This is a genomic window from Cohnella sp., assembly GCF_041641335.1.
Classification (GTDB): domain Bacteria; phylum Bacillota; class Bacilli; order Paenibacillales; family Paenibacillaceae; genus Cohnella.
On record NZ_JBEPYQ010000083.1, the window covers coordinates 1 to 24,284 of the forward strand.

General features: G+C 58.0%; 22 protein-coding genes. 15 read left to right on the forward strand and 7 right to left on the reverse strand.

The features are described 5' to 3' along the window. The 6 genes from ACESLM_RS23115 to allB form a co-directional block, all read left to right on the forward strand. A partial coding sequence (locus ACESLM_RS23115; RefSeq protein ID WP_372634865.1) for a sensor histidine kinase occupies positions 1-996 on the forward strand: 996 nt, incomplete at its 5' end. Positions 997-1,048: 52 nt separating this feature from the next. Next, the gene (locus tag ACESLM_RS23120; RefSeq protein WP_372634868.1) at positions 1,049-2,674 is read left to right on the forward strand and encodes a response regulator; all 1,626 of its coding nucleotides are present in this window, start codon (positions 1,049-1,051) and stop codon (positions 2,672-2,674) included. Between the two features lie 118 nt (positions 2,675-2,792). Continuing rightward, positions 2,793-3,746 carry a magnesium/cobalt transporter CorA gene (gene corA, locus ACESLM_RS23125; protein ID WP_372634871.1) on the forward strand — a complete coding sequence of 318 codons (954 nt, stop codon included), beginning with the start codon at positions 2,793-2,795 and terminating at the stop codon, positions 3,744-3,746. A gap of 14 nt (positions 3,747-3,760) precedes the next feature. Further along, positions 3,761-4,087: an ArsR/SmtB family transcription factor gene (locus ACESLM_RS23130; RefSeq protein ID WP_094042162.1), complete on the forward strand. Its 327-nt coding sequence runs from the start codon at positions 3,761-3,763 to the stop codon at positions 4,085-4,087. Between the two features lie 212 nt (positions 4,088-4,299). After that, positions 4,300-6,069, forward strand: coding sequence for a SulP family inorganic anion transporter (locus tag ACESLM_RS23135; RefSeq protein WP_372634873.1), 1,770 nt, complete (start codon positions 4,300-4,302; stop codon positions 6,067-6,069). Positions 6,070-6,176: 107 nt separating this feature from the next. After that, positions 6,177-7,586, forward strand: coding sequence for an allantoinase AllB (allB, locus tag ACESLM_RS23140; protein WP_372634875.1), 1,410 nt, complete (start codon positions 6,177-6,179; stop codon positions 7,584-7,586). Positions 7,587-7,677: 91 nt separating this feature from the next. On the opposite strand, the gene ACESLM_RS23145 is transcribed toward allB, so the two are convergent. Next, complete coding sequence (locus ACESLM_RS23145) at positions 7,678-9,180, reverse strand: hypothetical protein (protein WP_372634878.1); 1,503 nt, start codon at positions 9,178-9,180, stop codon at positions 7,678-7,680. 200 nt (positions 9,181-9,380) lie between these two features. Here ACESLM_RS23145 and rfbF point away from each other — a divergent pair, with 200 nt between their 5' ends. Both rfbF and ACESLM_RS23155 read left to right on the forward strand, forming a co-directional pair. After that, positions 9,381-10,160 carry a glucose-1-phosphate cytidylyltransferase gene (gene rfbF / locus ACESLM_RS23150; protein WP_372634881.1) on the forward strand — a complete coding sequence of 260 codons (780 nt, stop codon included), beginning with the start codon at positions 9,381-9,383 and terminating at the stop codon, positions 10,158-10,160. Further along, the gene (locus ACESLM_RS23155; protein ID WP_372634883.1) at positions 10,157-11,944 is read left to right on the forward strand and encodes a thiamine pyrophosphate-binding protein; all 1,788 of its coding nucleotides are present in this window, start codon (positions 10,157-10,159) and stop codon (positions 11,942-11,944) included. Before rfbF ends, ACESLM_RS23155 begins: the two co-directional genes overlap by 4 nt. A 13-nt stretch (positions 11,945-11,957) precedes the next feature. Here the strand turns inward: ACESLM_RS23155 and ACESLM_RS23160 are convergent, their stop codons facing one another. From ACESLM_RS23160 to ACESLM_RS23170, 3 genes are all read right to left on the reverse strand, one after another. Further along, complete coding sequence (locus ACESLM_RS23160; protein ID WP_372634885.1) at positions 11,958-12,992, reverse strand: RpnC/YadD family protein; 1,035 nt, start codon at positions 12,990-12,992, stop codon at positions 11,958-11,960. 200 nt (positions 12,993-13,192) lie between these two features. Then, positions 13,193-13,690, reverse strand: coding sequence for a YcxB family protein (locus ACESLM_RS23165; RefSeq protein WP_372634888.1), 498 nt, complete (start codon positions 13,688-13,690; stop codon positions 13,193-13,195). 39 nt (positions 13,691-13,729) lie between these two features. Continuing rightward, positions 13,730-13,918 carry a hypothetical protein gene (locus ACESLM_RS23170; protein ID WP_372634890.1) on the reverse strand — a complete coding sequence of 63 codons (189 nt, stop codon included), beginning with the start codon at positions 13,916-13,918 and terminating at the stop codon, positions 13,730-13,732. Positions 13,919-14,060: 142 nt separating this feature from the next. Here ACESLM_RS23170 and ACESLM_RS23175 point away from each other — a divergent pair, with 142 nt between their 5' ends. The 5 genes from ACESLM_RS23175 to ACESLM_RS23195 all read left to right on the forward strand — a co-directional run bounded on the left by ACESLM_RS23175 (position 14,061) and on the right by ACESLM_RS23195 (position 18,710). Continuing rightward, positions 14,061-15,155, forward strand: a complete 1,095-nt coding sequence (locus tag ACESLM_RS23175) for a GntR family transcriptional regulator (protein WP_372634893.1) — start codon at positions 14,061-14,063, stop codon at positions 15,153-15,155. A gap of 106 nt (positions 15,156-15,261) precedes the next feature. Next, positions 15,262-15,966 (forward strand): L-ribulose-5-phosphate 4-epimerase, encoded by a 705-nt coding sequence (gene araD, locus ACESLM_RS23180; protein ID WP_372634895.1) that lies wholly within the window; start codon positions 15,262-15,264, stop codon positions 15,964-15,966. A 32-nt stretch (positions 15,967-15,998) separates the two neighbouring features. After that, positions 15,999-17,672 carry a ribulokinase gene (locus tag ACESLM_RS23185; protein ID WP_372634897.1) on the forward strand — a complete coding sequence of 558 codons (1,674 nt, stop codon included), beginning with the start codon at positions 15,999-16,001 and terminating at the stop codon, positions 17,670-17,672. A gap of 184 nt (positions 17,673-17,856) precedes the next feature. Further along, positions 17,857-18,363, forward strand: a complete 507-nt coding sequence (locus ACESLM_RS23190) for a hypothetical protein (protein ID WP_372634900.1) — start codon at positions 17,857-17,859, stop codon at positions 18,361-18,363. Next, positions 18,363-18,710, forward strand: coding sequence for an Ig-like domain-containing domain (locus ACESLM_RS23195; protein WP_372634903.1), 348 nt, complete (start codon positions 18,363-18,365; stop codon positions 18,708-18,710). The genes ACESLM_RS23190 and ACESLM_RS23195 overlap by 1 nt, the downstream gene beginning before the upstream one ends. Before the next feature lie 58 nt (positions 18,711-18,768). Here ACESLM_RS23195 and ACESLM_RS23200 read toward each other — a convergent pair whose 3' ends face one another. Together ACESLM_RS23200 and ACESLM_RS23205 are read right to left on the reverse strand one after the other, a co-directional pair. Then, complete coding sequence (locus ACESLM_RS23200; RefSeq protein WP_372634906.1) at positions 18,769-19,563, reverse strand: hypothetical protein; 795 nt, start codon at positions 19,561-19,563, stop codon at positions 18,769-18,771. Continuing rightward, positions 19,556-20,131: an RNA polymerase sigma factor gene (locus ACESLM_RS23205; protein ID WP_094042151.1), complete on the reverse strand. Its 576-nt coding sequence runs from the start codon at positions 20,129-20,131 to the stop codon at positions 19,556-19,558. The genes ACESLM_RS23200 and ACESLM_RS23205 overlap by 8 nt, the downstream gene beginning before the upstream one ends. Positions 20,132-20,265: 134 nt before the next feature. Here ACESLM_RS23205 and ACESLM_RS23210 point away from each other — a divergent pair, with 134 nt between their 5' ends. Further along, a complete protein-coding gene (locus ACESLM_RS23210) occupies positions 20,266-20,472 on the forward strand; it encodes a hypothetical protein (protein ID WP_372634910.1) in 207 nt (68 codons plus the stop codon). Here ACESLM_RS23210 and ACESLM_RS23215 read toward each other — a convergent pair. Further along, positions 20,436-21,365, reverse strand: coding sequence for a hypothetical protein (locus ACESLM_RS23215; protein ID WP_372634913.1), 930 nt, complete (start codon positions 21,363-21,365; stop codon positions 20,436-20,438). The genes ACESLM_RS23210 and ACESLM_RS23215 overlap by 37 nt on opposite strands. A gap of 513 nt (positions 21,366-21,878) precedes the next feature. Between ACESLM_RS23215 and ACESLM_RS23220 the strand changes: the two genes are divergently transcribed. Next, positions 21,879-24,110, forward strand: coding sequence for a helix-turn-helix transcriptional regulator (locus ACESLM_RS23220; RefSeq protein WP_372634916.1), 2,232 nt, complete (start codon positions 21,879-21,881; stop codon positions 24,108-24,110). Positions 24,111-24,284 lie beyond the last annotated feature (174 nt).

The window sequence follows — 24,284 nt, forward strand, 5'->3', positions numbered from 1 at the left end:
GCCTCCGGAGGCATGCCGGAATCCCTGGTCGCTTACGTGACTTCTCCCGTAACGGGCTGGACGACGGTCAGCGTCGTGCCGGTCAAGGAGCTGATGCGCGACAGCCACAAAGTCAGGAGCTCCATGACGCTCGTCATCGTCGGTTTTGTCGGCCTGGCGATGCTCCTGAACGTATTTACGGCTTTCCGGGTGACCCACCCGCTGCGGAAGCTGAGCCGTCTGATGAGGAAGGTCGAGCAGGGCGAACTGCAGGTGGCTTTTCCGGTCACCGGACAGGACGAAGTGGGGCGGCTCGGCGGCTCGTTCAACACGATGGTGTCGAAGCTCAGCGAGCTCGGATATTTGCTGTACGAGACGGAGATCCGCGAGAAGGACGCGCAGATCGCCGCGCTGCAGAGCAAGATCAACCCCCATTTTCTATACAATACGCTGGGTACGATCAGCATGAACGCCGAATTGGAAGGGAATCGGGATATCGTGACGATGGCCAACAATTTAAGCCGCATGCTTCGCTACAGCCTAAGCAGCCGGCAGGACATCGTGACGCTGAAGGACGAGTTGAAGCATGTCAAAGGCTATATGGCGATTCAGATGATCCGCTACGGCGAGCGCATTCGATTCCTCGAGGAGATCGAAGAGCGGGCGCTGGACTGCGTCGTCATCCCGCTGATCGTCCAGCCGATCGTGGAGAATGCGATCAATCACGGCTTGGATCGGGGCGTAGGTTCGGGACTGATCCGGCTGACCGGTTCGGAAAAAGCGGGCGTGCTGACGCTGGCGATCGAGGACGACGGAATCGGCATGACGAACGACGAACTGGAGCGGATCAGGAGCCGGCTTCGGCAGTCCAAGGATCTCGGCGGCAAATCCGGGAACGGGTTGCTGAACGTGCATCGCCGCATTCTGCTTCATTACGGGGAGCCGTACGGCTTGACGTTCGAGAGCATGCCCTATCAGGGACTGAAGGTGACGATGACGCTGCCGGCGGTTCGTTGAGCGGGCTCATGAACGGTTCTTATTTCGCAGAAATTCCGAGGAGGAACGGCCCATGCCCAAAATATTAATCGTGGACGACGAAGCCATCTACCGCAAAGGCTTGCGCGCGATGATTTCTTCCGAGGATTCGAACTGGGAAATCGTCGGCGACGCCAAGGACGGCTACGAGGCGATGGAGATGATCGGCGAGCTGAAGCCGGACGTCGTGCTGACGGATATTCGTATGCCCCGCATGGACGGCATTCAGCTTCAGAAGTTCGCGCGCGAGCGGTTCCCCGATCTGCGCTGCATCGTCATTAGCGGTTACGAGGACTTCTCGTACGTACGGCAGTCGCTTCGCCATGGAGCTAAGGACTATTTGATGAAGCCGGTCGAGAGGGAGGAGCTGTCCAGGGTGCTGGACAAGGTGAAGGACGAGATCCGCGAAGCGACAAGCAAGGCGAACCGGTCAGAAGCCGGGGGAGGAGAAGACGTGCTGCGCCGACAAGCGAGCGATCACCTTGCCGCCGGACTGCTAAGGGGAAGTATGAACGACGCGGATCTGGACGGAGTAAGACGGCTGGGCATCGGGCTGAGCGAGCCGTGTTTCGCCTGCATGGTCGTCAAGATGGACAAGGAGTCGGTCGGCCCGGAGCGCTACGGGCGCACGGATCCTTCGCTCTTCCAGCTCTATATCCGGCAGTTCGTGCAGGAGATCGTCGGCAGTCGGCTGGGCGGCTTCTCCTTCGTCTTCTCCGATTCGGAGGTCGTCGCCCTGGCCAACGTGCCGGACCGGGTCGCCTCCCGGGAACAGCTGATCGATACGGCGCACTCGATCTGCCGGCAGATCCGGTCGCTGTCCAACCTGACGGTTACGATCGGGCTCGGCAGCACGATGGAAGGCGCGGAGTCGATTCCGCGATCGTACAGGGAAGCGGAGATCGCCTTGCTGTACCGGCTTGTCGTCGGAGGCGACAAGGTGATCGATTACGAAGATGCGGCTGCGGATTCCCGGCCGAAGGCAGGGGCGGGAAAATGGTCCTGGGAAGCGGTGGAGGAAGCCGTCAACGAGGGGAGAGTTTCCGAAATCGACGGCAAGGTGGAAGAGGCGATCGAGGGCCTGTGCCGCTGGGCGCAGGCGCCGGAAACCGTGCATCAGCAAATCTGCAAGCTTGTGCTCCACTACTACGAAATGACCGAGGAATCCGGCGCGACGATGGGATGGATGGGGGACAAGGACATTCGCGCCCAGTTGGTCGAGATCTGCTCGATCTCGTCCAGCGACGAGTTGATCGAGGTCTGCCGAAGGCTGTTCGGCCGGCTCGCCGCCGCCATCGCATCGGGCAGCCGCTCCTCGGAACGCGATCCGGTCCATCAGGCGCTCCGCTATCTGGAGCATCATTACCGCGAACCGATTACGCTCAAGGATGTTGCTGAGCAAGCGCACTTGCATCCGGCGTATTTCAGCGCGATGTTGAAAAACAGAACGGGCAAATCTTTCGTCGAGCATCTGTCCGCCCTGAGGGTGGAGGAGGCCAAGAAGAGATTGGCGCTTACGGACGATAAAATCACGATCGTCGCCGAAATGACCGGATTCGCCAACATCCGGCACTTCAACCGCGTCTTCCGGAGCGAGACGGGGCTGACGCCCAAGGACTATCGCAGCGCGATCCGCGGTCGAAGCGGGCAAGATGCCTGAGTCCGGGGGCGAGGTCGGGGGAAGGTTGGATTGCGGCCGAGTCGGATAGAAATCGGACAGGGGCAAGTTGCCAACCGCGGCCTCCTCAAGGCATAATGGACGTTAAGAGGTGAGGCGAGTGCTGCGGATTATGGCCGTCACGGACGACGGGCGATGGCGGGAGGATGTTCCTCTGGAGGAGCTGACGGGCCAGGACGTCGCCTGGTTCTGGGTCGACTTCGATTGTCCAAAGCCGGAGGAGACCGGGCTGCTGGACCATTATTTTAATTTTCATCCTCTTGCGATCGAGGATTGCCTCCATCTGCTTCAACGGCCGAAGGTGGACCATTACGAGGAAACGCACTTCCTCGTTCTGCATGCGCTGCATCCGGAAACTTTGAAGGCGGAGGAAATTGACGTTTTTCTCGGACCCCGGGGAATCGTCACGTTACATTTGGCGCCTTCGCAGGAAGTCGAGGAGGCATGGAGGTGGATGGCCGATCCGGTCATTCGCCACGGGAAGGACCACAACTACGTCGCCTATCTGTTGATGGACAAGCTTGTCGACAACTATTTCCCGACGCTGTATCGAATCGAGGATCAATTGAACGACATCGAGGACCAGGGCGAGAACAAGGTCGACCTGCAGGAGATGACGGAGCAGATCTACGATATCCGGGCGGACCTGCTGCGCATTCGCCGGACGGTGCTGCCGATGCGCGATCTGCTGTATCGATTGCTCAATTCGGATAAAATTCCGGCAGTCAAGGAGCAGCACGCTTATTTTACCGATATTTACGATCATCTGCTGAAGCTGACGGAGATGATCGAATCCAATCGCGAGATGACGGCCGATCTCCGGGACAGCTACGACTCGCTGCGCTCGAATCGGATGAACTCGATCATGAAGACGCTCACGGTCATGACGACGATCTTCATGCCGCTTACTTTTATCGCCGGAGTGTACGGGATGAACTTTGTGAACATGCCCGAGCTCGAATGGCGGGCGGGCTACTTCGTCGTGCTCGGGCTCATGCTGGCGCTCGGTCTCGGCATGTATGCCTGGTTCAAGCGCAAGGGCTGGTTCGATTGAAAGGGGGAAAGGCCGTGAGCCGTGAATTGCAGCAATTCAAAGCCGAGTTCTTCAAGGCGCTCGCGCATCCGCTGCGCATTCGGATTCTGGAAGTGCTGAGCGAAGGGGAGAAAAACGTCAACGAGATCCAGGCGGTGCTTGGCCTGGAAGGCTCGGCCGTGTCGCAGCAGCTGGCGGTGCTTCGGGCGAAGAACGTCGTCAGCGGCGTGAAGGACGGAACGAACGTCATCTACTCTCTCCGGGACCCGCTCATCCGCGAGCTGCTGGAAGTCGCCAAACGCATCTTCGACAACCATCTCGTCGATGCGATCTCGCTGCTGGAGACGATCCGAAGCGAGTAAACGGGTGCAGAACGAGGTCGATCGCCGAAGGGCGAGCGCGGCCTCGTTTTTAGTACGCGATTCTGCGTGCAGAGGACGTCGAAGGCGGTTTTGCTTGCCGCATCGGGTTAAACCCGCTTAAAAGGGGGTAAATCCTTTTTGACTTTCCTTCCCTGGACTTTTATATTCTATATATTCAAATAATCAAATATTTAAATATAAGAAGGGGTAAAATGAAGCTGCACAGGTTGGGGAGATTTGCGGATTACAACGTCGGTTCCTTGCGCCGCGACTTGCTGTCGGGATTGATCGTGGGCATCGTCGCCATTCCGCTCGGGATGGCCTTCGCGATCGCGTCGGGCGTAAGTCCCCAATACGGATTGTATACGACGATTATCGCAGGCGTATTGATTTCTCTGCTGGGAGGCTCGAGATTTCAGATCGGAGGCCCGACGGGAGCGTTCGTGCCGGTGCTGCTGATGATCGTGCTGCATTACGGGTACGAAAATTTGCTGCTGGCCGGCATGATGGCGGGCGTCATGCTGTTGATGATGGGCTTGTTCAAGCTGGGCACGCTCATCCGCTACATTCCCCGGCCGGTGACGCTCGGGTTTACGGCGGGCATCGCGGTCATCATTTTCACAGGTCAAATTCCCGGATTTCTCGGGATGGAAGGGTTGGAGAAACACGAGCGGTTTCTGCCGAATATGAAGGAGATCGCAGCGAATGGGCCGCTCATCGACGGCTACAGCATCGCGACCGCGCTCGTCAGCCTGACGGTTATCCTGCTCGCGACGCGATACGCGCCGAAGCTGCCCGCGCTGCTTGCGGGGCTGCTGGCAGCGACGCTGGTCGCAAGCCTGCTGTTCGACGGGAACGTGGCGACGATCGGGTCCGCTTACGGCGCGATTCCGAGCGAGCTGCCGGCGTTCCGCCTGCCGGAAATAACGCTGGAACGCATCGAGCAGTTGCTGTATCCGGCGTTCGTCATCGCGATGCTCGGCAGCATCGAGTCGCTTCTGTCCGCCGTCGTGGCGGACGAGATGACGGGAACGCGTCATGACAGCAACCGCGAGCTGATCGGCCAGGGCATCGCCAATATGGCCGCCCCGCTGATCGGCGGCATTCCGGCGACGGGAGCGATCGCGAGAACAGCGACGAACATCAAGTCGGGAGCGGTCAGTCCGGTATCGGGCATCGTGCACGGCGCGGTCGTGCTCGCCGTGCTGCTGCTGTTCGCGCCGCTGGCTTCCCGCATTCCGCTGGCCGGTATGGCCCCGGTGCTGATGGTCGTCGCATGGAAGATGAGCGAGTATCGCAATTTCGCCAAGCTGCTGCGAACGAAGACGGGCGATTCACTCGTGCTGGTCGCGACGTTCCTGCTGACCGTGTTCATGGATTTGACGGTTGCCGTTACGGCCGGACTCGTGCTGGCGGTCGTGCTGTTCGTCAAGCGGATGGGCGGCATGATCAAGGTCGACAAGGTGCTGCCCGATCCGTTGGCCCGCCATGGCAAGGTAGCGCCGGAAGGAGTGACAGAGAAGCGGGATTGTCCGCAAATCCGCATTGCGACGGTGGAGGGAGCGCTGTTCTTCGGGGCGGCGGAGTCGTTCGGACGGGCGCTGCACGACGTAGTCGGGCAGTCCCACCGCGTGCTGCTTATCCGCATGGGGAAAGTCCCGATGATCGATATGACGGGGGAAGCGAATCTGGCCGCGCTGGTCCGCGAATTCCGCGGCGTCGGCGGCGTCGTGCTCGTATCCGGAATTCAGGAGCAGCCGCGCGAGGTGCTGGAGCGGACGGGTTTGGCGGAGGAGATCGGGAGGGACCGGTTTTTCGCGCATACGGGAGAAGCGATCGGCTATGCGCTGGGCTGTCTGGACAAGACTCGGTGCGCCGGCTGCCGGCAGTATGCTTTCCGCGAATGCGCCGAGCTATCGGAGGAACGGACGGCGTGCGCGGCAGGAACGGTCGGGCATCCGAGTACGGCAACTTTTGTGTGATGTAATATTTATTGACGTAAAAATAGGATAAACTCTCCGTTTCTACTGAGGTGTTTATTTGTGTTATATTATATAACATATATAAATGCGTGCAGGGAGGGGAGAGAATGCAGGACGAAGGCAGGCTCGATTGTATCGTCAAGGGAGCGAACGTCGTGCTTCGCGACCGCGTTCAGATTGCGGATATAGGAATAAAAGACGGCGTGATCGTCCAGATCGCCTCCGAGCTCCCGGTACCTTCGAAGACGACCGTCGACGCAAGCGGACTGTATGCGATGGCGGGAGTCGTGGACGCGCACGTGCATCTGTACGAACCGGGGCTTGGCGAATGGGAAGGGTTTGATTGCGGTTCGGCGGCGCTGGCCGCGGGGGGAGCGACGACGTTCCTCGATATGCCGTTGTACGGGCAGCCGCCGACGGTGAGCGCGGAAGCGCTGCGAATCAAGCTGGCGGCCGCGCGGACGATCGGATCGCATATCGATTACGGATTGTGGGGCGGGCTGTCCGCTGACAACTTGGAAGAGCTGGAACCGCTCGCGGAAGCGGGCGTTATCGGATTCAAAGCGGTCATGTCGTCTACGGGGCATGAAGAAGGCGGCTTTCGATCGGTTGACGACGTCGCCTTGTTCGAAGGGATGAAGGCGATCGCGGGCATGAACAGAGTGCTGGCCGTGCACGCGGAGAGCGAGGAAGTCGTCTCGGCGCTGACCGGGAAGCTGGCCCGGCGGAAGCCGCGCATGCCGCGGGATTACGCGGCGGCAAGACCGATCGCGGCCGAGCTGGATGCGGTGCGCAGGGCGCTGCTGTTCGCGGAACGGACGGAATGTCCGCTTCATCTCGTTCACCTAAGCAGTCCGCAAGCGATCGACGCGGCATGGGAAGCGAAGATGAACGGACTGAACGTCACGGTGGAGACGTGTCCGCACTATCTCGTGTTTACCGACGAGGAGGCGGAGAGACTGGGAACGCTGGCCAAATGCGCTCCTCCGATCCGCGGAGCCCGCGAAAGGGAAGGGCTATGGGCGAGGCTGGCCGAGGGCAAAGTCGATCTCGTCGCCTCGGATCACTCTCCCTGTCCACCGTGGATGAAGCCGGAGGCGGGAGACGAGTATTTTGCCGCAAGGGCGGGCATATCCGGCGGGCAGAGCATGCTGGAGCTGATTATTGACGAAGGGTATTGGAAAAGGGGGCTTCCGCTGCCTCTTCTGTCCAAAGTGCTGTCGGAGGCTCCGGCCAAACGGTTCGGGCTGCTGCCGCGCAAAGGCAGGCTGGCCGTCGGGTGCGACGCGGACATCGTGCTCGTTAATCTCGACGCGCCGTATGAGCTGCGTGCGGAACAGCTTCTGTACCGGCACCGGCACAGCGCTTATGCTGGGCGCCGCTTCCGCAGCAGAGTCGTCCTGACGATGAATCGGGGCAAGGCGGTGTACACCGCCGATACGGGAATCGGAACGGCGAGGGAGGGGGAGTGGCAGCGAACCGCAGCCGAGCAGAAGCGAAGGAGGAAGCTCATATAACGCGCAAAGGGTCGCTCGATCGAGCGACCCTTTGTTTGAAGCTGCAGAAGCTTGATCGACGTGGCCGGAGAGACGACGAAGTCCTAACTCGCTATCTTCTTCTCCATCTGGAAGCGTTGGAGTTGTCGGAAGGCACGACTTCGTCCTTCTTTTTCGATTTGCCCGATACCCCGAGCAGCTCGGTCAAATAGCGGTTTTTCTTGGCGTGATTCGCGCGCATCTCCGTCTCGGCGTTCTCGGGATTGCGGTGGTTGGCGTAGCCCAGAAGCTCCAGAGCCGACGCTTGCATGTTGGTTTCCTTGGCGATCTCGCCATTCTCGTCGAATTCGGCGTAGCCGTCCGCGTCCAAGGCCTCGTTGCCTTTGCCGATAAACTCGACGCCCATTCTCTCGACGGGCACCTTTTTCCGCTCAAGCTCCTGCACGGTTTGCAGTATTTGCTTGGAGCCCGGACGATAGTGGCCGCTCGCGTCGGAGATGAGCTCGATTTGCCCGTCGCGCACTTGCATTTCCCCGGCTCCGGCCACGGCTTGTCCCGCGAGAAAGCTGGAATGATGGAATCTCTCCTGGTAAGGAACCTGCGGGCCTTCATCCTCTTCTTGCTCGGATTCCGACCCGTAATAGGAATCTTCGCTATCGTGCGTTTGCGCTCCATCATAGTGATCCGGGCTCTCGGGGACGGAGTCGATGTACTGTCCGTTTGAATCGCGCGGCTCCTGAGCGCCTATGTATTGGGGAAGGTAGCCGTCGGACTGGCTTTCGGAAGACTCGTCTTCGATCTGGATATAGTTGCTTTCCGGACTTGACTGCACGATCTGCGTATAGCCGCCCACGCTTTCCTCCGACTCGTCTTCGATCTCGATGTAGTTGTCTTCCGGGCTGGACGTCGAAGACTGCGAGTAGCCGTAGCTGCCTCCGCTTTCCTCCGACTCGTCCTCGATCTCGATGTAGTTGTTGTCCGCCTTTCCGTTCGCGCCCTCGTAGTAGTAGGAAGTGGGGGCTTGTCCGGGAGCTTGTTGTGAGGGAACCTCCTGCCGGCTCGGATCGGGCAAGTTGAATTTCTCCAAAGCTTCCTTGCCGCGCTTCGTCGTCTCCTGGATGGCATCGGCCGTGTAGAAGTTGCCGCCTCCGTCCATCGTGAAGATGTGACGATCCGCTTTGGAGCCTTCCGCCGGTGCCCTCAATGCGCCTATCGTGCTCAGATGCTCGCCGTCCGATTGATTGGAGATCGTTCCATCCTCGTTGAACTTGCGGGCGTAAGGGGCCCTCTTCTCCTCCGTATCCGCGTAGAATGTCTTGGAGGGCATGATCGTGCGCATCCCTCGATGAGGCGCGGGCAGCCACTTGTCCAGCTCTTGCATCCCGTTCACCATCGGTTTCATCTCGAACGGCTCGCGCTGCATCCCTTGAAGCGTGTCCTGGTTGCCGAGGGACGGCTGTTCCGGCTGCTCCTGCCGCTGCCTGTGCGAGCCGATCGCCGGCGGCGCGTTTCTCTGCTGTCTATGGGACCCGATCACCGGCGAAATGCCGGGCGTTCCGCGGCTGCCGATCACGGGCGGCTTGCCCGATACCGCGTTGCTTCGATTACGCGTCATGGAAATCGTCTCCATATTCAAAGTTGCTTCCATCGTACTTTTTTTCGCCATCATTCGCAATCTTTTTTCGGGATGAAAGTCTGCGGAATTTACGGGTCGAGCGCCCTCTTGTCCACACCCCGGCATCCGCTTCGGCATAAGTAGTAGGAGGTTGCTGTCCGAGCGTCGTCCGCAAGGACGGGAGAGGGGGAGTCGTTCCCTTGAAGGTCGTCATTCTAGCCGGGGGCTACGGCACGAGAATCAGCGAAGAAACGGCGGTGCGGCCCAAGCCGCTGATCGAGATCGGGGATAAACCGATTCTGTGGCATATAATGAAGATTTATTCTCATTACGGATTCCACGAGTTCGTCATTCCGCTTGGCTACAAGGGCGTTCTGATCAAGGAGTACTTCGCCCATTACGATCTGCACGAATCGGATGTGACGTTCGACTTCTCGGACGGGGGAAAAAGGCGAATTCATCAGCGGCTGACCGATCCTTGGAAGGTGACGTTGGTCGATACCGGCAAAGACACGTCGACGGGAGGGCGGATCGCGAGGATCGGTTCCTACTTGGCGGACGGCCCGTTCATGCTCACTTACGGCGACGGGGTAAGCGATATCGATCTATCCGAGCTGGTCAAGTTCCACCGCTCTCACGGGAAGTGGGCGACCGTAACCGCCGTGCAGCCGGGAGGGAGATTCGGAGCGCTTGAGCTTGGCGAGGGGGGAGGCGTGCGCGGTTTCCGGGAGAAGCCTAGAGGGGACGGCGGGTGGATGAACGGGGGATTTTTCGTTTTCGAACCGGAGGCGCTGTCTTATATGGGGGGAGACGATACGATGCTGGAGAAGGAGCCGCTCGAAAGTCTAGCCCGATTGAACCAACTGATGGCGTACCGGCATGAAGGCTTCTGGCATCCAATGGACACGCTGCGGGATAAAATGTCGCTGGAGGCGCTGTGGAAGTCCGGCGGCGCGCCGTGGAGGGTATGGCGATCATGAAGGCGGCCAGATACGTGGTCGATTATTTGGTCCGGCAGGGCGTCACGCACGTCTTCGAGATGGCGGGCGGGGCGATCGCGCATCTGCTCGACGCGCTGGACGAGCGCGACGACATCGCGGCGGTGCCGATGCATCACGAGCAGGCGGCCGCTTTCGCGGCGGAGGGCTACGCGCGGGCCAGCGGCAAGGTCGGCGTGGCGATGGCGACGAGCGGGCCGGGGGCGCTGAATCTGGTGACGGGCATCGGGAGCTGCTATTTCGATTCGGTTCCCTGCGTATTTCTGACCGGCCAGGTGAACACTTACGAGTTCAAGTTCGACGATCCGGTGCGGCAGAACGGTTTTCAGGAGACGGACATCGTGAGTGTCGTTCGGCCGTTGACGAAATACGCGGCGATGGTCACGGACGCCGGCAGGCTTCGCTTCGAGCTGGAGAAGGCGTGGGCGATTGCGGGGTCGGGCCGGCCCGGGCCGGTGCTGCTCGACATTCCGATGGACGTGCAGCGCGCGGACGTCGATCCGGAGAAGATGGAAGGGTATTCGGGTTCGGGAGAAGCGGATGAGCCGGTTGCTGCGTTGGCTCCGGAGGAAGGCGAGGTTAGGCGGGCGGCGGAATGGGTTCGCGCGGCGTCGCAGCCGATGGCGCTTGTGGGCGGGGGAGTGCGTTCGGCGGAGGCGACGGAAGCGCTGCGCGCGTGGCTTGCGCAGGCAGGCGTGCCGGTGGTCTGCTCGCTGATGGGACTGGACGCCGTGGAGACGGACTACGAATGGAACTTGGGGCTGATCGGCGCGTATGGCCATCGTTACGCCAATCTGGCGCTGGCGAACTGCGACTGCCTGCTCGTGCTAGGGTCCCGGCTGGATACCCGGCAGACCGGCACGAGGCCGGAGACGTTCGCTCGCGGAGCGAAGATCATTCACGTCGATATCGACGGAGCGGAGCTGGGCAGAAAGGTGAAGGCGGATTTGGCGATTAGAGGGCATTTGAAGCCTTTCCTGAGCATGTTGGCTGCGGTATGGGCGGAACGGCCGGGGAACGCCGATTGGCTGGCTTGGAAAGACAGGCTTGCGTTGTATCGGCGGAAATATCCGACGGGAGGGGGCGCTGTCGACGGTCCCGGAGGGAACGAAGAGAGCGAGATCGAACCGAATCGGTTGATGGAGCGGCTGGGAGAAGCGATCGGCGAGGATGCGATCGTCTGCCTGGACGTCGGGCAGCATCAGATGTGGGCGAGCCAGTCGCTGCCGATCCGGGGAGATGCGCGGCTGCTGAACGCCGGAGGCATGGGGGCGATGGGCTTCGGCCTCCCCGCCGCGATCGGCGCGGCGTTCGCCATGCCTGGGAGGCGGATCGTACTCGTCGCGGGGGACGGCGGAATGCAGGTGAACATTCAGGAACTGCAGACGATCGTTCGTTGGCGGCTTCCGGTCTCCGCCTTCGTGCTGAACAATCGATCCTTGGGCATGGTGCGGCAGTTCCAGGATCTGTACTTCGGCGGGCGGCAGGCTTCCACGGTGTCCGGGTATAGTTGTCCCGACTTCGCGAAGGTTGCCGAAGCGTACGGCATCTCCGGGTTTCGAGCGGCATCCTGGGGCGAGCTTGAACGTCTGCTGGAGTCGGTATCCGCAGCCGACGGGCCAGTCGTTGCGGAGATCATGATTCCGATGGATGCCGCCGTGCATCCGAAGCTTGGCGTAGGCCGCCCAATCGAGGATATGGAGCCCCTGCTGGACAGGCGGGAGCTGGGCAGCCGGATGATCGTGCCTATGCTGGAGGAGCCGTAAGCCGTTGTCTGGCCTACGTCTTTATTTTGACTATTTCGTCGGGGGATAGTCCGGTCGCTCCGGCGATCGTATCGATGTCAACGCCAAGCTTCAGCAGGTTTCCGGCCACTTCGAATTTGGCTTCCTGGACTCCGAGTTTTTTTCCTTCCTGGAGGCCTTCTTTGATGCCTTCTTTGATTCCTTCTCTTTTTCCTTCCCTTCTTCCGCGCTTTAGCGCCTCGGGAATAAACGTCTTGATCATCTCGCTTACCTCCCTTTCCGTTTGCTTATATTCTCCGTAATGACGGTATAAGTAGTTCAGAATATTCTGCAACACCTGCAAAATCTTATCCAAGTCTTCAAGCGGGAGCTGCCGCTTTCTGCGCAGCTCCCGAAGCACTTCCACCGTTTCCTCAATCGTCGCTTTAAGCCGCTCAAACTCCTTCGAAAATAAAGTTCTCTTTTCGTTGTCTGTCCGGCGACTTGCCGCGATGCGACGCACCCTCTTACGCGAGCGAAACACCTGCAGCGGAAGCAATGCAAACAGCTTCCGCTCCTGCAAGTCGCGGGGCGTCAGCGTCCAGATCTTCAGCACCGGCACTGTGTACATCGTCTCCGTCCCGTCCGGCAGTCGCATTCGGAAGCGCAGCTCGTCGCCGATCGCCTTGTTTTCCTCCAGGAAAATCACGATCTGCTTCGGAAATGCGACCAGTTGCACGCCGTCCTCCGCTTTCCCTCCAGCCAGCTCCAATGCTTTCTCAAAACCGTATCTGAACATCCGGATGACCATTGATCGGTCGTTCAGGGTCTGGAACTCGACATGATAGTGAAAAGCGCCGCGAACTGTATCCAGTTTCATAAACAGGTCGCCGATGATGCGATTGAATTCGTCCGAATCGACGAACTTGGAGTTGCTGTAGTGAATTGCCTTTACTTCGGCACCGGTAAAGCTCTCCCCGAACAATCCGTTAATGAGTTGCAGCCTCAGCCGCTTGGAGAGTCGGAACAGCACGCTCATCATTTGATCGAGCTTCAGCCGTTCCTTCTCCTGTCGATCTTTTGTCTTCATTATACACCACATCCCCACTGATCCGCGATCGTTTGCAAACGCAAAAAAGGCACACCCCGAGCGCGTTGTCGCGCTAATCGGAGTGTGCTTCACTCGTCGAATCCGTTATAAATTCGCTAATCTCACTATATCCTATTTTCTGTTGCATTTCCAGTTATTCCGGTTCGACGATCCCGGCGGATGTATATCCGTTATTCACTTCAGCGAATCAAACCGCGGTTAATCGTCAGATAGTGGCCCGCGAACTCCCTGAATCGGCCTTCCTGTTCGCGGTCGGAGAAAGCGTCCTTCGGCGCGATCCAGAACTGCGTCTGATCCAGAAAGAGGAAATAGTAGCGGCTCGTCTCGCATACTTTGCGGATGTCGCTCCAAGGGACGGTGTTGTCGAGATCGTCGGATTTCAGGCGAAGCGTCCGTTCGTCCGCGGACAGGGTGAACGGCTTGGCGTAGCGCGCGTCGCTGGCGAACTTGTTCGGCTGAACGTAGCACATGATGATGTAGAGCGCGCTGAGCAAGACGAGCACGAGCAGGGCGATCCACAGCATGTTCAGGTTGGACGAGGTGAAGTAGAGAACGACCTCCAGCAATACGATGGCTAGTCCTATCCCGTTAGACAGCCAGAACCTAAGCGAGTGATGGTGGTAGTCCCGCACGGCTTTCGCCATATGCGAGCTGTAATTGTACGTAATATCGATCAAGTCGGTTTTCCTCCTAAATAAGTGCAGATGCGCCCTGGCTCAGGACAAAGAAGCTTTCGCTTCCTGCAAGGCGGCGATGATGCGCTCCAGCTCCTCGCGTTCTTCGATGACGAGCGAGACGTACCGCTGCCGGTATCCGCTGCTCGCCAGCTCGATCCGGACGAGACGCTTGTCGCTGTCGGCGCTGATATCGATCTCTTCCGTCGAATAGATCATTCGGTTTGCCACGCGGGGACGACCTCCGAATCCCATAATACTCAACTATATCATATTTTGCCCGAACGGACAGGCCGGGAATAGGTACGTACAAGTGAGTCCGTATGCTATAATGGCTGTAAGCCTAACGGGCGGCGCTGAACGAGGAGGACGAATGAACGTGCAATCGCCGAAGTACATACAGCTTAAAGAAGAGATCCTGTCCTGGATCGCGTCGGGACGCTACCGTCCGGGGGACAAGCTGCCGTCGGAGAACGAGCTCGCGGAGCAGTTCGCTCTGAGCCGCCAGACGGTGCGGCAGTCTCTCGGGGAGCTGGTCCAGGAAGGCTGGCTGGCCCGCGAGCAGGGCAAGGGGACGTTCGTCGGCAGGCAGTCGCCGGAGCGCCGCGCGTCGTCGGGCAATCGTACGGTCGGGATCATCACGACTTCGATCTCGGACTATATTTTCCCGTCGATCGTTCGGGGAGTGGAGTCGGCGCTTAAGGATAAAGGCTACCGTCTGCTGCTGTCCAGCACGGACCATCGCAAGGACAGGGAACGCGAATGCCTGGAAATGATGCTGAGCCATTCGGTGTGCGCTCTGATCGTGGAGCCGACCAAGAGCGCGGAAGGCAACCCGAATTTCGATAATTACATGGCGATCGAAGATCACGGCATTCCGATGCTGATGATCAACGAACGCTATCCGGATCTGGAATGTCCCGGCGTCAGAGTGGACGACGACGCGGGAGGCTACATGGCGGCGGATTATTTGCTCGGACTGGGACACCGGAATATCGCCGGGTTTTTCAAGACGGACGACATGCAGGGCGTAAGAAGGATGAAAGGGTTCATCCGCGCTTGCCGCGACCGCAATCTCGCTCCGGACGCGAGCTCGATCGTCAGATATTCGACCGAAGACAAAGGAGAACGTCCGCAGCGCATGCTCAGGGAGATGCTGCTGTCCGACCAGAGGCCGACGGCGATCGTTTGCTACAACGATCAACTGGCCGTCTCTCTGCTCGATACGATCAGGGAGCTTGGCTTGCGGATACCCGAGGATCTGTCCATGATCGGCTACGACGATTCGTTCTTGGCGACGGCGACGGAAATCAAGCTGACGACAATCGAGCATCCGAAGTCCGAGCTGGGGGAGCGCGCGGCGAATCTTCTCGTCTCCATACTGGAGAACGGAGAGCAGCCGCCTGCTAAAGACGTGCTGTACGCGCCCAAGCTGATCGTACGCCAATCCGCCGCGGAAAAACGTTAACGGAGCATCTCGACATACATGTACGTACAAGTGTATAATCGACCTAGACAACAAAGGGCGAAGATTCAAATAAGCTTTGTCTTTCTAGGGAAGGAAGTGTTTTCACTTGTTAGACCAACTTAAGGAGCAGGTGTGCCAGGCCAACGCGGAGCTGCCGAAGTACGGGCTCGTCACGTTCACCTGGGGAAATGTAAGCGGCTTCGACCGGGCGTCCGGACTTATGGTGATCAAGCCCAGCGGAGTTCCTTACGAAGAGCTGAAGCCGGAGCATATGGTCGTCGTCGATGCGGACGGCCGAGTCGTCGAAGGCGAGATGCGTCCGTCCTCGGACACGCCGACGCATCTGGTGCTGTACCGGGCGTTCCCCAACGTGGGCGGTATCGTGCACACGCATTCTCCGTGGGCGACGATCTGGTCGCAAGCGGGGCAAGGGATTCCGGCGCTGGGAACGACGCAGGCGGACTATTTCTACGGCACGATCCCTTGCACGAGACAAATGACGGACGAGGAAATTCGCGGCGAATACGAGGCGGAGACGGGCAATGTGATCGTCGAAACGTTCCGCGGAATCGATCCCGACCGGGTTCCGGGCGTGCTCGTGAACAGCCACGCGCCGTTCGCTTGGGGCAAGGACGCGATGAATGCTCTGCATAATGCGGTCGTTCTCGAAGAAGTGGCGAAGATGGCTTATCATACGCGGCAGCTGAATGCGGGAGTCGCATCGATGAACCAGGCGCTGCTCGACAAGCATTATCTCCGCAAACACGGAGCGAATGCGTATTACGGTCAACCCGACGATTCTCGCAATTAGTCATTATTCTATCGATCCCAGGGAGGTTACCCATGAGCCAGAAATTCGCTATCGGCGTCGATTACGGCACGCAGTCCGGCCGGGCGGTGCTCGTCGACTTGTCCAACGGCCATGAAATTGCGGACCACGTTACTCCTTATCCTCACGGCGTTATCGACGAGAAGCTGCCGACTTCCGGCCGCGAGCTTGAGCACGACTGGGCCTTGCAGCATCCGGACGACTATCTGGAGGTACTGCGTCGTTCCGTTCCCGAGGTGCTTCGGCAATCGGGCGTTACACCGGCCGATATCATCGGGCTTGGCATCGATTTTACGGCGTGCACGATGCTTCCCGTCGACGCGCAAGGCGTGCCGCTCTGCTTCAAGCCGGAGTGGAAGGACAATCCCCACGGCTGGGTGAAGCTGTGGAAGCATCACGCCGCGCAAGACGAAGCGGACCGTCTGAACGCGATTGCCGCCGAACGCGGAGAGAAGTTTCTGCCGCGCTACGGGGGGAAAATCTCCTCCGAATGGATGATCGCGAAAATATGGCAGATCGTGAACGAAGCGCCCGAAGTGTACGAAGCGACGGACCTGTTCACGGAAGCGACGGACTGGGTCGTCTCCCGGTTGACCGGACAATTCGCGCGCAACAGCTGCACGGCCGGCTACAAGGCGATCTGGCACAAGCAGGATGGCTATCCGAGCAACGACTTCTTCAAGGCGCTTGATCCTCGTCTCGACAAGTTGACGGAGACGAAGCTTCGCGGCGAGATTTTGCCGCTGGGCTCGAAGGCGGGCGAGCTGACGGAGGAGATGGCGAAGCTGATCGGCTTAAATGCGGGCACGGCGATCGCTGTCGGCAACGTCGACGCGCATGCCGCTGTGCCGGCGGTCGGCGTCGTTACTCCTGGCAAGCTCGTCATGGCGATGGGAACGTCGATCTGCCATATGCTGCTCGGCACGGAAGAAGTAGCGGTGGAGGGCATGTGCGGCGTTGTCGAGGACGGCATTATTCCGGGATATATGGGTTATGAGGCCGGCCAATCGGCGGTGGGCGATATTTTCGAATGGTTTGTGGAGGAAGCCGTTCCTGCTTATGTGAAGGAAGCCGCGGAGAAAGAGGGCGTCGGCGTCCACCAATGGCTGACGGAGCGCGCATCCGCGTATAAGCCGGGAGAGACGGGCCTGCTCGCGCTCGATTGGTGGAACGGCAACCGCTCGGTGCTGGTGGATACGAATCTGACCGGCGTCATCGTCGGCTACAGCTTGCTCACCAAGCCGGAGGAAGTCTATCGCACGCTGCTCGAAGCGACGGCGTACGGCACGCGCAAAATCATCGACGCGTTCCACAGCAACGGAGTGCCGGTGGAAGAAGTGTACGCGTGCGGCGGGCTTCCGCAGCGCAACGCGCTGCTCATGCAGATCTACGCGGACGTAACCAACCGCGAGATCAAAGTCGCCGACTCCAAGCAGACTCCTGCGGTCGGGGCGGCGATGTTCGGCGCGGTCGCCGCGGGCAGCGCAAGAGGCGGATACGACAGCGTCGTCGACGCGGCGAAGGCGATGGCGCGGGTGCGCGAGGAGTCGTTCAAGCCGATTCCTGAGAACGTGGCGGTCTACGAGAAGCTGTACCGGGAGTACAGCGAGCTGCACGATTATTTCGGGCGCGGCGCTAACGACGTGATGAAGCGGTTGAAAGTTTTGAAGGATGAAGCTTCCCGCTAGAGGCAATAAAATGAGGCAGGGGCAGTCCCGGAACGAGCGGGGCGGCCCCTGCTTCGCGTTCTTCTCGGAGCGCGCGAATCGTCGCCGAAGAAAAAAACAAAAAAATGTCGAAATATGTTGCAACCTTTTCGTTCGGCGGTTGTGTATATAGTGAACACCATTGAGAACAGAGAGGTTGATGACGATGAGACAAGGGAAAGTTGTGAAAGCAGCACAAGGTTTACTGGCGGCGATTCTCGTCGCAAGCATCGCGTTCGGATCATCCGGAGAAGCCGTCCGGGCCGCCGAGGCTCAACCCGCGGCCGCACCGACAGGCATGATGGCACTGACTTCAGCGCCTCCCATCGAGTTGTTCGGCGTATTTAATCCGAATCATCTGTACCTGGAAAACGGAGTCAGCTCGATCACCGCAACCTCAGGCAAAGTCACTGTATTGGCCACGACGGTCGCGAGCCAGACGGTTGACTCGATCGGAGTCATTTTCTACGTGCAGAAATGGAACGGAAGCTCCTGGGAGAACGTGGGCGCCGGCTCCACGACAGGCAAGAACAACGATTCTGTCTACCATAATACGTTCAGCAAATCGGTTACGGCAGGTTACTATTATCGGGCGCGGACGGTTCATTGGGTGATCCATAACGGCGCATACGAGGAAGGCGAAGTGATTACCAGTTCAATTCTGGGAATATAATGGGCATTGCCGAAGAATGGATCAAGGATACGCATCCCCAGCCGAACGCGGAGGGAGTACCGGAGGATACGTTGATCTCGATCTCCTTCCTTCAAGATATCAACCGCAATACGCTGAATACGAGAAATATTCTCGTGCTGGACGGCAATAACGGAGGCCGGTTGATATCGAGCCGATTTCTGTATCGGTACGAGCCGGACAAGCGTACGCTGCTGATTTACTTGAAGGACGAGGCGGAACGGCTGGGGGCGGGCAATACGATCGAGATCATTCTGACGGGCAGAATCGCGAACATTCGCAATAGAAGGATGGAGATCCCGTATCATTTGCGTTTCACCACGAAATGAGGGACGGTGCCGCATTGTCTGCAGCAGACATGCGGGGGCCGTCCCTCGTTCATTGTTTTCACCACTTCAAGCCGTCGTAAATCCGCACGAGCGTCTCATGGGTAAATTTACCGCTGATGGAGAATCGGATATCGTTACGGATCGTTTCGAGCGTGCTGCTCTCGTCGCTCGCCGTCATCAGAATCGCGGGGCCCTCGCTGAGCTGCAGGCTTTGGGCGGATACACCTTCGGGGGTGTTTTTGGCGCCCAGCCCGGTGTTCGGGTCGACTCTCTGCATGATGACTGCCAGATTTTCTCCCCGTTCGGAGACGAACCGGAAGATCGCGTAATCCGCTTTTTCCTTGTCGTCGTAAAAGTATAGCACAGCGTTCTCGAACGAGAAGCTGTCCGGAAGATAACCGAACGCCGGAGCCCGGAAGGAAAGCAGCTTGCCCGCTTGGGCCTCCGTTACTGTCGCCGCGAGCGTTGAATCGTTGAGTCTCTCGTACGACAGCCCCTCCAGATGCGCCGGCGGAGGCGCTGTCTTCGCCTGGGAAGAGGCGTCTCCCTCCTCCCGTCCGAAAAACAGGTTCATCAGCCCGGACGGATATTCCTTAATCGTTGCGTAGATCGGTTCGATCGCTTTGGCGGCGCGGTCGTTGCCGAACAGAACGGCGCCCAGCACGAGCGAAGTCGCGACGATCGCCAGCTTGGACAGCGTGGAGCGCATACTTCTTCTGCGGCGCCGGGAATTCAGCCGCTTCTGCATCCGCTGCCAGGAAGGCCGATGGTCGACGGTCAGATTGTCGCTTTCCGGCTCGTCGGCAGCCTCGAACGCGGCATCGAACAGCCGATCGAATTGCGCGTTATTCATCCCGTCCCCCCCATTCCTTCGACAGTTTGCGCTTCAGGTAGCTTCTTGCCCGGTGCAGCTTGTGCTTGACCGCGACTTCCGTATCCTGAACCTCCAAGGCGATTTCTTTGTAAGACAACCCTTTCTTCCACTTCAGCTCGATCAGCGTGCGCTGTTCGGGTTTCATCCCCATCAGATGGCGAGAGATTTGTTCTTCCAGCGATTTCGCCTCGACCTCCTGCTCGACCGAACCGGCCGCCGCATGCGTGTACGGTCCTCCGTCCCAAGTCAACTCTAAGCTGATGTCGTTTTTCATTTTTTTTCGCTTGCGTATGTAATTGATCGTCAAGTTTTTGGCAACGACTTTAATCCAGGCTTTCATATGTTCTTCGCTCTCGGCGGCTGGGCATTTGGCCAGCGTCGTCATGAACGCCTCCTGAATAATATCTTCGGCAGAGGGATGATCGTTGATCATGTACATGATAGGCTTATATAGAAAGTGGTAAAACTCCCGATATATTTCTTCTTGCAGCGCTACGCTCAGCGTATGGAACCCCGACCCGAGCAGGAGGAGCAAATTCCGTTGCATACGAAGCTTCACCCTATTCCAACGTCATATGAACATCTGCCAAACCGTTCCTTCCTTCCTTAGTGTAGTCGAAATAAAGAGACTAGAGAAGTTAATTTTATTAAGCAAAGCGGCCGGAAAGGGAATCGTGTGGAATGCGCCGTTCGTTATGGCGGAAAATAGCCGGTATCGTCGCGATCGCCGGGGCGCTGCTCTGGTTCAATTTCAAGGCGCTCAAGGTCGGAACGGAGACGATCCGCGGTGGGCTGATCCCCTTCCGGTTACGCCGCCGAGTCGAGCGGGAACTGGAAGAGGATCGGAACGGTCAGAGCGGAATCGGGATCGCGCCCGTCGAAGAGTAATGCAGCTCCAGGCCGATGATGCTTCCCGGCTCTGCGAAAGCGTTAAGCAGCGTCTGCGGAATGACCCGGCCGTTGTAGCGGAGCCGGACTTCTACCGCTCCGGAGATCGGGATGCCCGCGACGTTGCGAATGAAGCCGGCGGGGCCGAAGTCGACGAGGCCGGTGGAAGCGAGCGCCTGGCGAATGGTGATTCCTGGGTAGAACCGCACGTAGTTCGTATAGTTGACTCTCGGGAACGCGCTGCCGCCGGTGATCCGCACGGTGATGAACGCCGGCGGAATTGGCTGCGGGCCGGGGATCGGAATCGGGATCGGAATGGGAATCGGAATCGGTCCGGGTCCGGGTCCGGGGAACGGCGGGAACGGTCCGGGAAACGGCGGCGGGAATGGCCCCGGCCCAGGTCCAGGTCCCGGGAAAGGCGGCGGTGGCGGCGGGAACGGACCGGGCCCCGGCCCAGGTCCAGGTCCCGGGAAAGGCGGCGGTGGCGGCGGAAATGGTCCAGGTCCCGGCCCAGGTCCAGGTCCCGGGAAAGGCGGCGGTGGCGGAGGGAACGGTCCCGGCCCTGGGCCGGGCGGCAGCAGCCCCGGTCCTCCGGGTCCTCCAGGTCCGCCACCGCCCGGGCCTCCGCCCAATCCTCCCAGCAAGCCGCCTAGAAAGCCCCGTTCTTGCTCCAGCGGGAATACCCACCACGGAATCGGACGGGTCACGTGGGATGCCGTTTCCTCGTTCTGATGCAAGCGCACGACTTCGCCTTTGTCGGATTCTTTTTTATTCGTTTTAGGGGCCGCACTCTTGGATGAGGGCGGCGCTTGGCGCGCAGATAGCTTGGCCTTCGGATCACCGGACGATTTGCGCAGCAGCGGCTTGACGTCCGTCGACCGTAATTTCGCCATTGTTTTTCCTCCTTCGCTCTGGGCGTATGACCTTAATGCAGGATATGCGCCTATTCGCGCTCGGGTGCAGAAGCCCTCGCCGGAGTTTTGTAGGGTCCCCGGAAACATGTAGGTTGACCGGAATCGTCTCCGGTCTCTATGATGCAAGTAATCAGCGATGAACTGCAGCCGAAGGCGTCGACGATGTATACTGGGAAAGAAGAGGAGCGGGTTAATTTGAATATGAAAGCGTTTCTAATGTCCGGTGTCTCCGTCGCGCTCGGATACGGGTATTCGGCGGATGGCTGCTCACCGCGACGAACGGGGGAACGCTGTTTACCGCAATCGTCATTGGCGTTGCAGGCGTCATGCCATATCGGCTCCTGCGGCGAATTCTATTTTAAGCAAAGAAGGTACTGCTCCTCCATGTAATTGAGGAACGGTACCATCTTTCTATTGGATGGTTCGAAACGCTCCATTTATAATAGAGAGAAGGTTTTGTGTTCAACCAACCTATTTTTCGAGGAGACGTGAATGGGTTTGAGAAAAACATGGTTCAATCGTCTGCTGCTTTCCTACGTGCCAGTCATTTTCATTACGACGACTATCCTCATTTTTATATCCGTCTCCATCATCAGCGACAGATCGATTAAAGAAACAGAAAAGGCCAACGGGATCTTCAGCAAATATGTTATCGATTCCATGGACTCTTCTCTGCGCAATATCGAGCAAACGATTTTAGAGAAAATCGGTAGCCGCAAAAGTCTCAATGATTTCTTCGAGCCGAACCCCCTCGATGACCCGAAGCTGGTCAATTACGAAGCATCCAAGGAACTAGAGAAAATGATCCGGGAATACCCGATGATCCATTCGATTTATTTGTACAGGGAGCAAGATCGGACCGTGATTGCGCGAAGCATGATTGCCAAGCTGGACGATTTCGAGGATAAAGATTTTATTCTCCATGCTTATCGGGAGCCGCAGCAATTCCGCTGGCATCCGGTCAGGGAATTTAAGCAATTCAGCAACGACCCAAGCCAGAAAGTATTAACTCTGACCAAGATGGCGCTGCTGCCCTTCGGGAAACAAGGAATTGTCGTTGTGAACGTCAATGTGGGCTCGCTGCTTGGAATCGTGGATCAAATGATGAACAAGGACATCACCTTCATGGAGATCCGCAGCGGGGATCAGCTAGTGTATCCCACTCAGCCTTCCGCGCCGGACAAAGGGGAAATCGTAACTCAAATCCATTCGGATTACATCGGCTGGGATTTCGAAAGCGGTTTAAAGGCGGGCAAATTTTTCTCTTGGTTCTCCTTTATTTCCCGCATTTGGTTTGTTCTTGGGCTTTTGACGATCGGGTTCAGCATTTTCTATATTGTGTTTGTTACCAGGCGGAACTATAAGCCGATCGAAAATATTATCGAACAAATCCAGTCCTTTCAACTACGCAACGAATGGAAGGGACACGGGAACGACGAATTTGCCTTTATCGGAAAAGTACTGGGGAATTTGGCCGATGAAACGCTGGCTTACGAGAAGCAGCACCAAGAAGATCTATTGCTTCGGCGCAAGCAGTTTTTTATGGAGTTAATCGAAGGGAAGAAGGCAGTGTCCGCCGAGCTGTGGCATGAGGACATGAGCCGCTTCAACCTGCAGGCGGATTATCGGCATTTGGCATTTGCGGTTATTGAAATCGATCGCTATCGTGCATTTCAGGAGAAGTACAACCAGCATGATCAACAATTAATGAAATTCACCTTAACCAATGTGATCCATGAATTTTGCTTAAACGACCGGCAGTCCGTTTGGATGGAATGGCTGTCGGGCCACCGCCTCGCCGTTCTTTTTATCTCAAATACGGATGAAGATGCCGCAGAGGTAAACGGGAGCATACGGGATGTACTGGAGAAATACCGGATCTGGGTGGCGGTGAATCTGAAGTTCTCCATTACGGCAGGATTTGGCGGAACGACGGATAATATCAGCGGCGTTCATTCGATTTATAACGATTCGGTCACCGCACTGCATTTTAAAATGTCACTTGGGGATAATCAGGTCATCAGCTTGGAAGCCGTTCAGAGCAGATTCTCCAACGATACGACGAAGTTTGTGCAGATGGTCAACGCCATGGTGCAGGATTTTCGAATCGCCAGTCCTGCTTGGGAGGAAAAGCTGGAGCAGCTGTATCACCAATTGAAGCAAGAAACGCTCCGAGATGCAGATCTCCGCTTCGTGCTGCACTATTTGCTGCGGCTATTCCACAGGGAGCTGGAGGGGATGATGCCCAAATTGGCGTTGGAATGGAAGGGACGGGTACATCCAGCTCTACTGCAAACGTTGGAGGAAGCGGAAACCCTGGAAGCCGTAGGGACCGTTTTCGTCCCGCTGCTCAAAGAACTGTTTGCTGCCTATACCTCCATTCGGGTATCCAACACGAGCCATCATCTGATTGCCAATATCCGCAAGTATATCGAGGAGAATTATGCCAATCCGGATCTGTCTCTGAACCATATCAGCGACAAGTTTGCGGTCAACGGCAAATACGCAAGCCAATTGTTTAAAGAAGCATTTGGTATGAAGTTCGTGGATTTCCTGGTCACTTTGAGGATGGAACGGGCCAAGGAACTGCTGATGCAGACGGACCGATCCATTACGGATATTTCCACCGAAGTCGGGTATGTTCATGTGATCTCGTTCGGAAGGACCTTCAAGAAGGTAGTCGGAGTCACGCCTGGGGATTTCCGCAAATGCATGGGCCCTTGACGGAGAATTGCATAGGTACGGAATATTGTTTATGGCTCATGGTTCCCCCTTCCCTGACGTTTTGTATGACCGCCGGAATCTTGTTGATTGCCGCTTTGGTCTGACGCATTGTACAACAAAAGCGTACCCCGCGGAACGATAGGAACCGTCGGGTACGATCGAATGAGTCCAGCC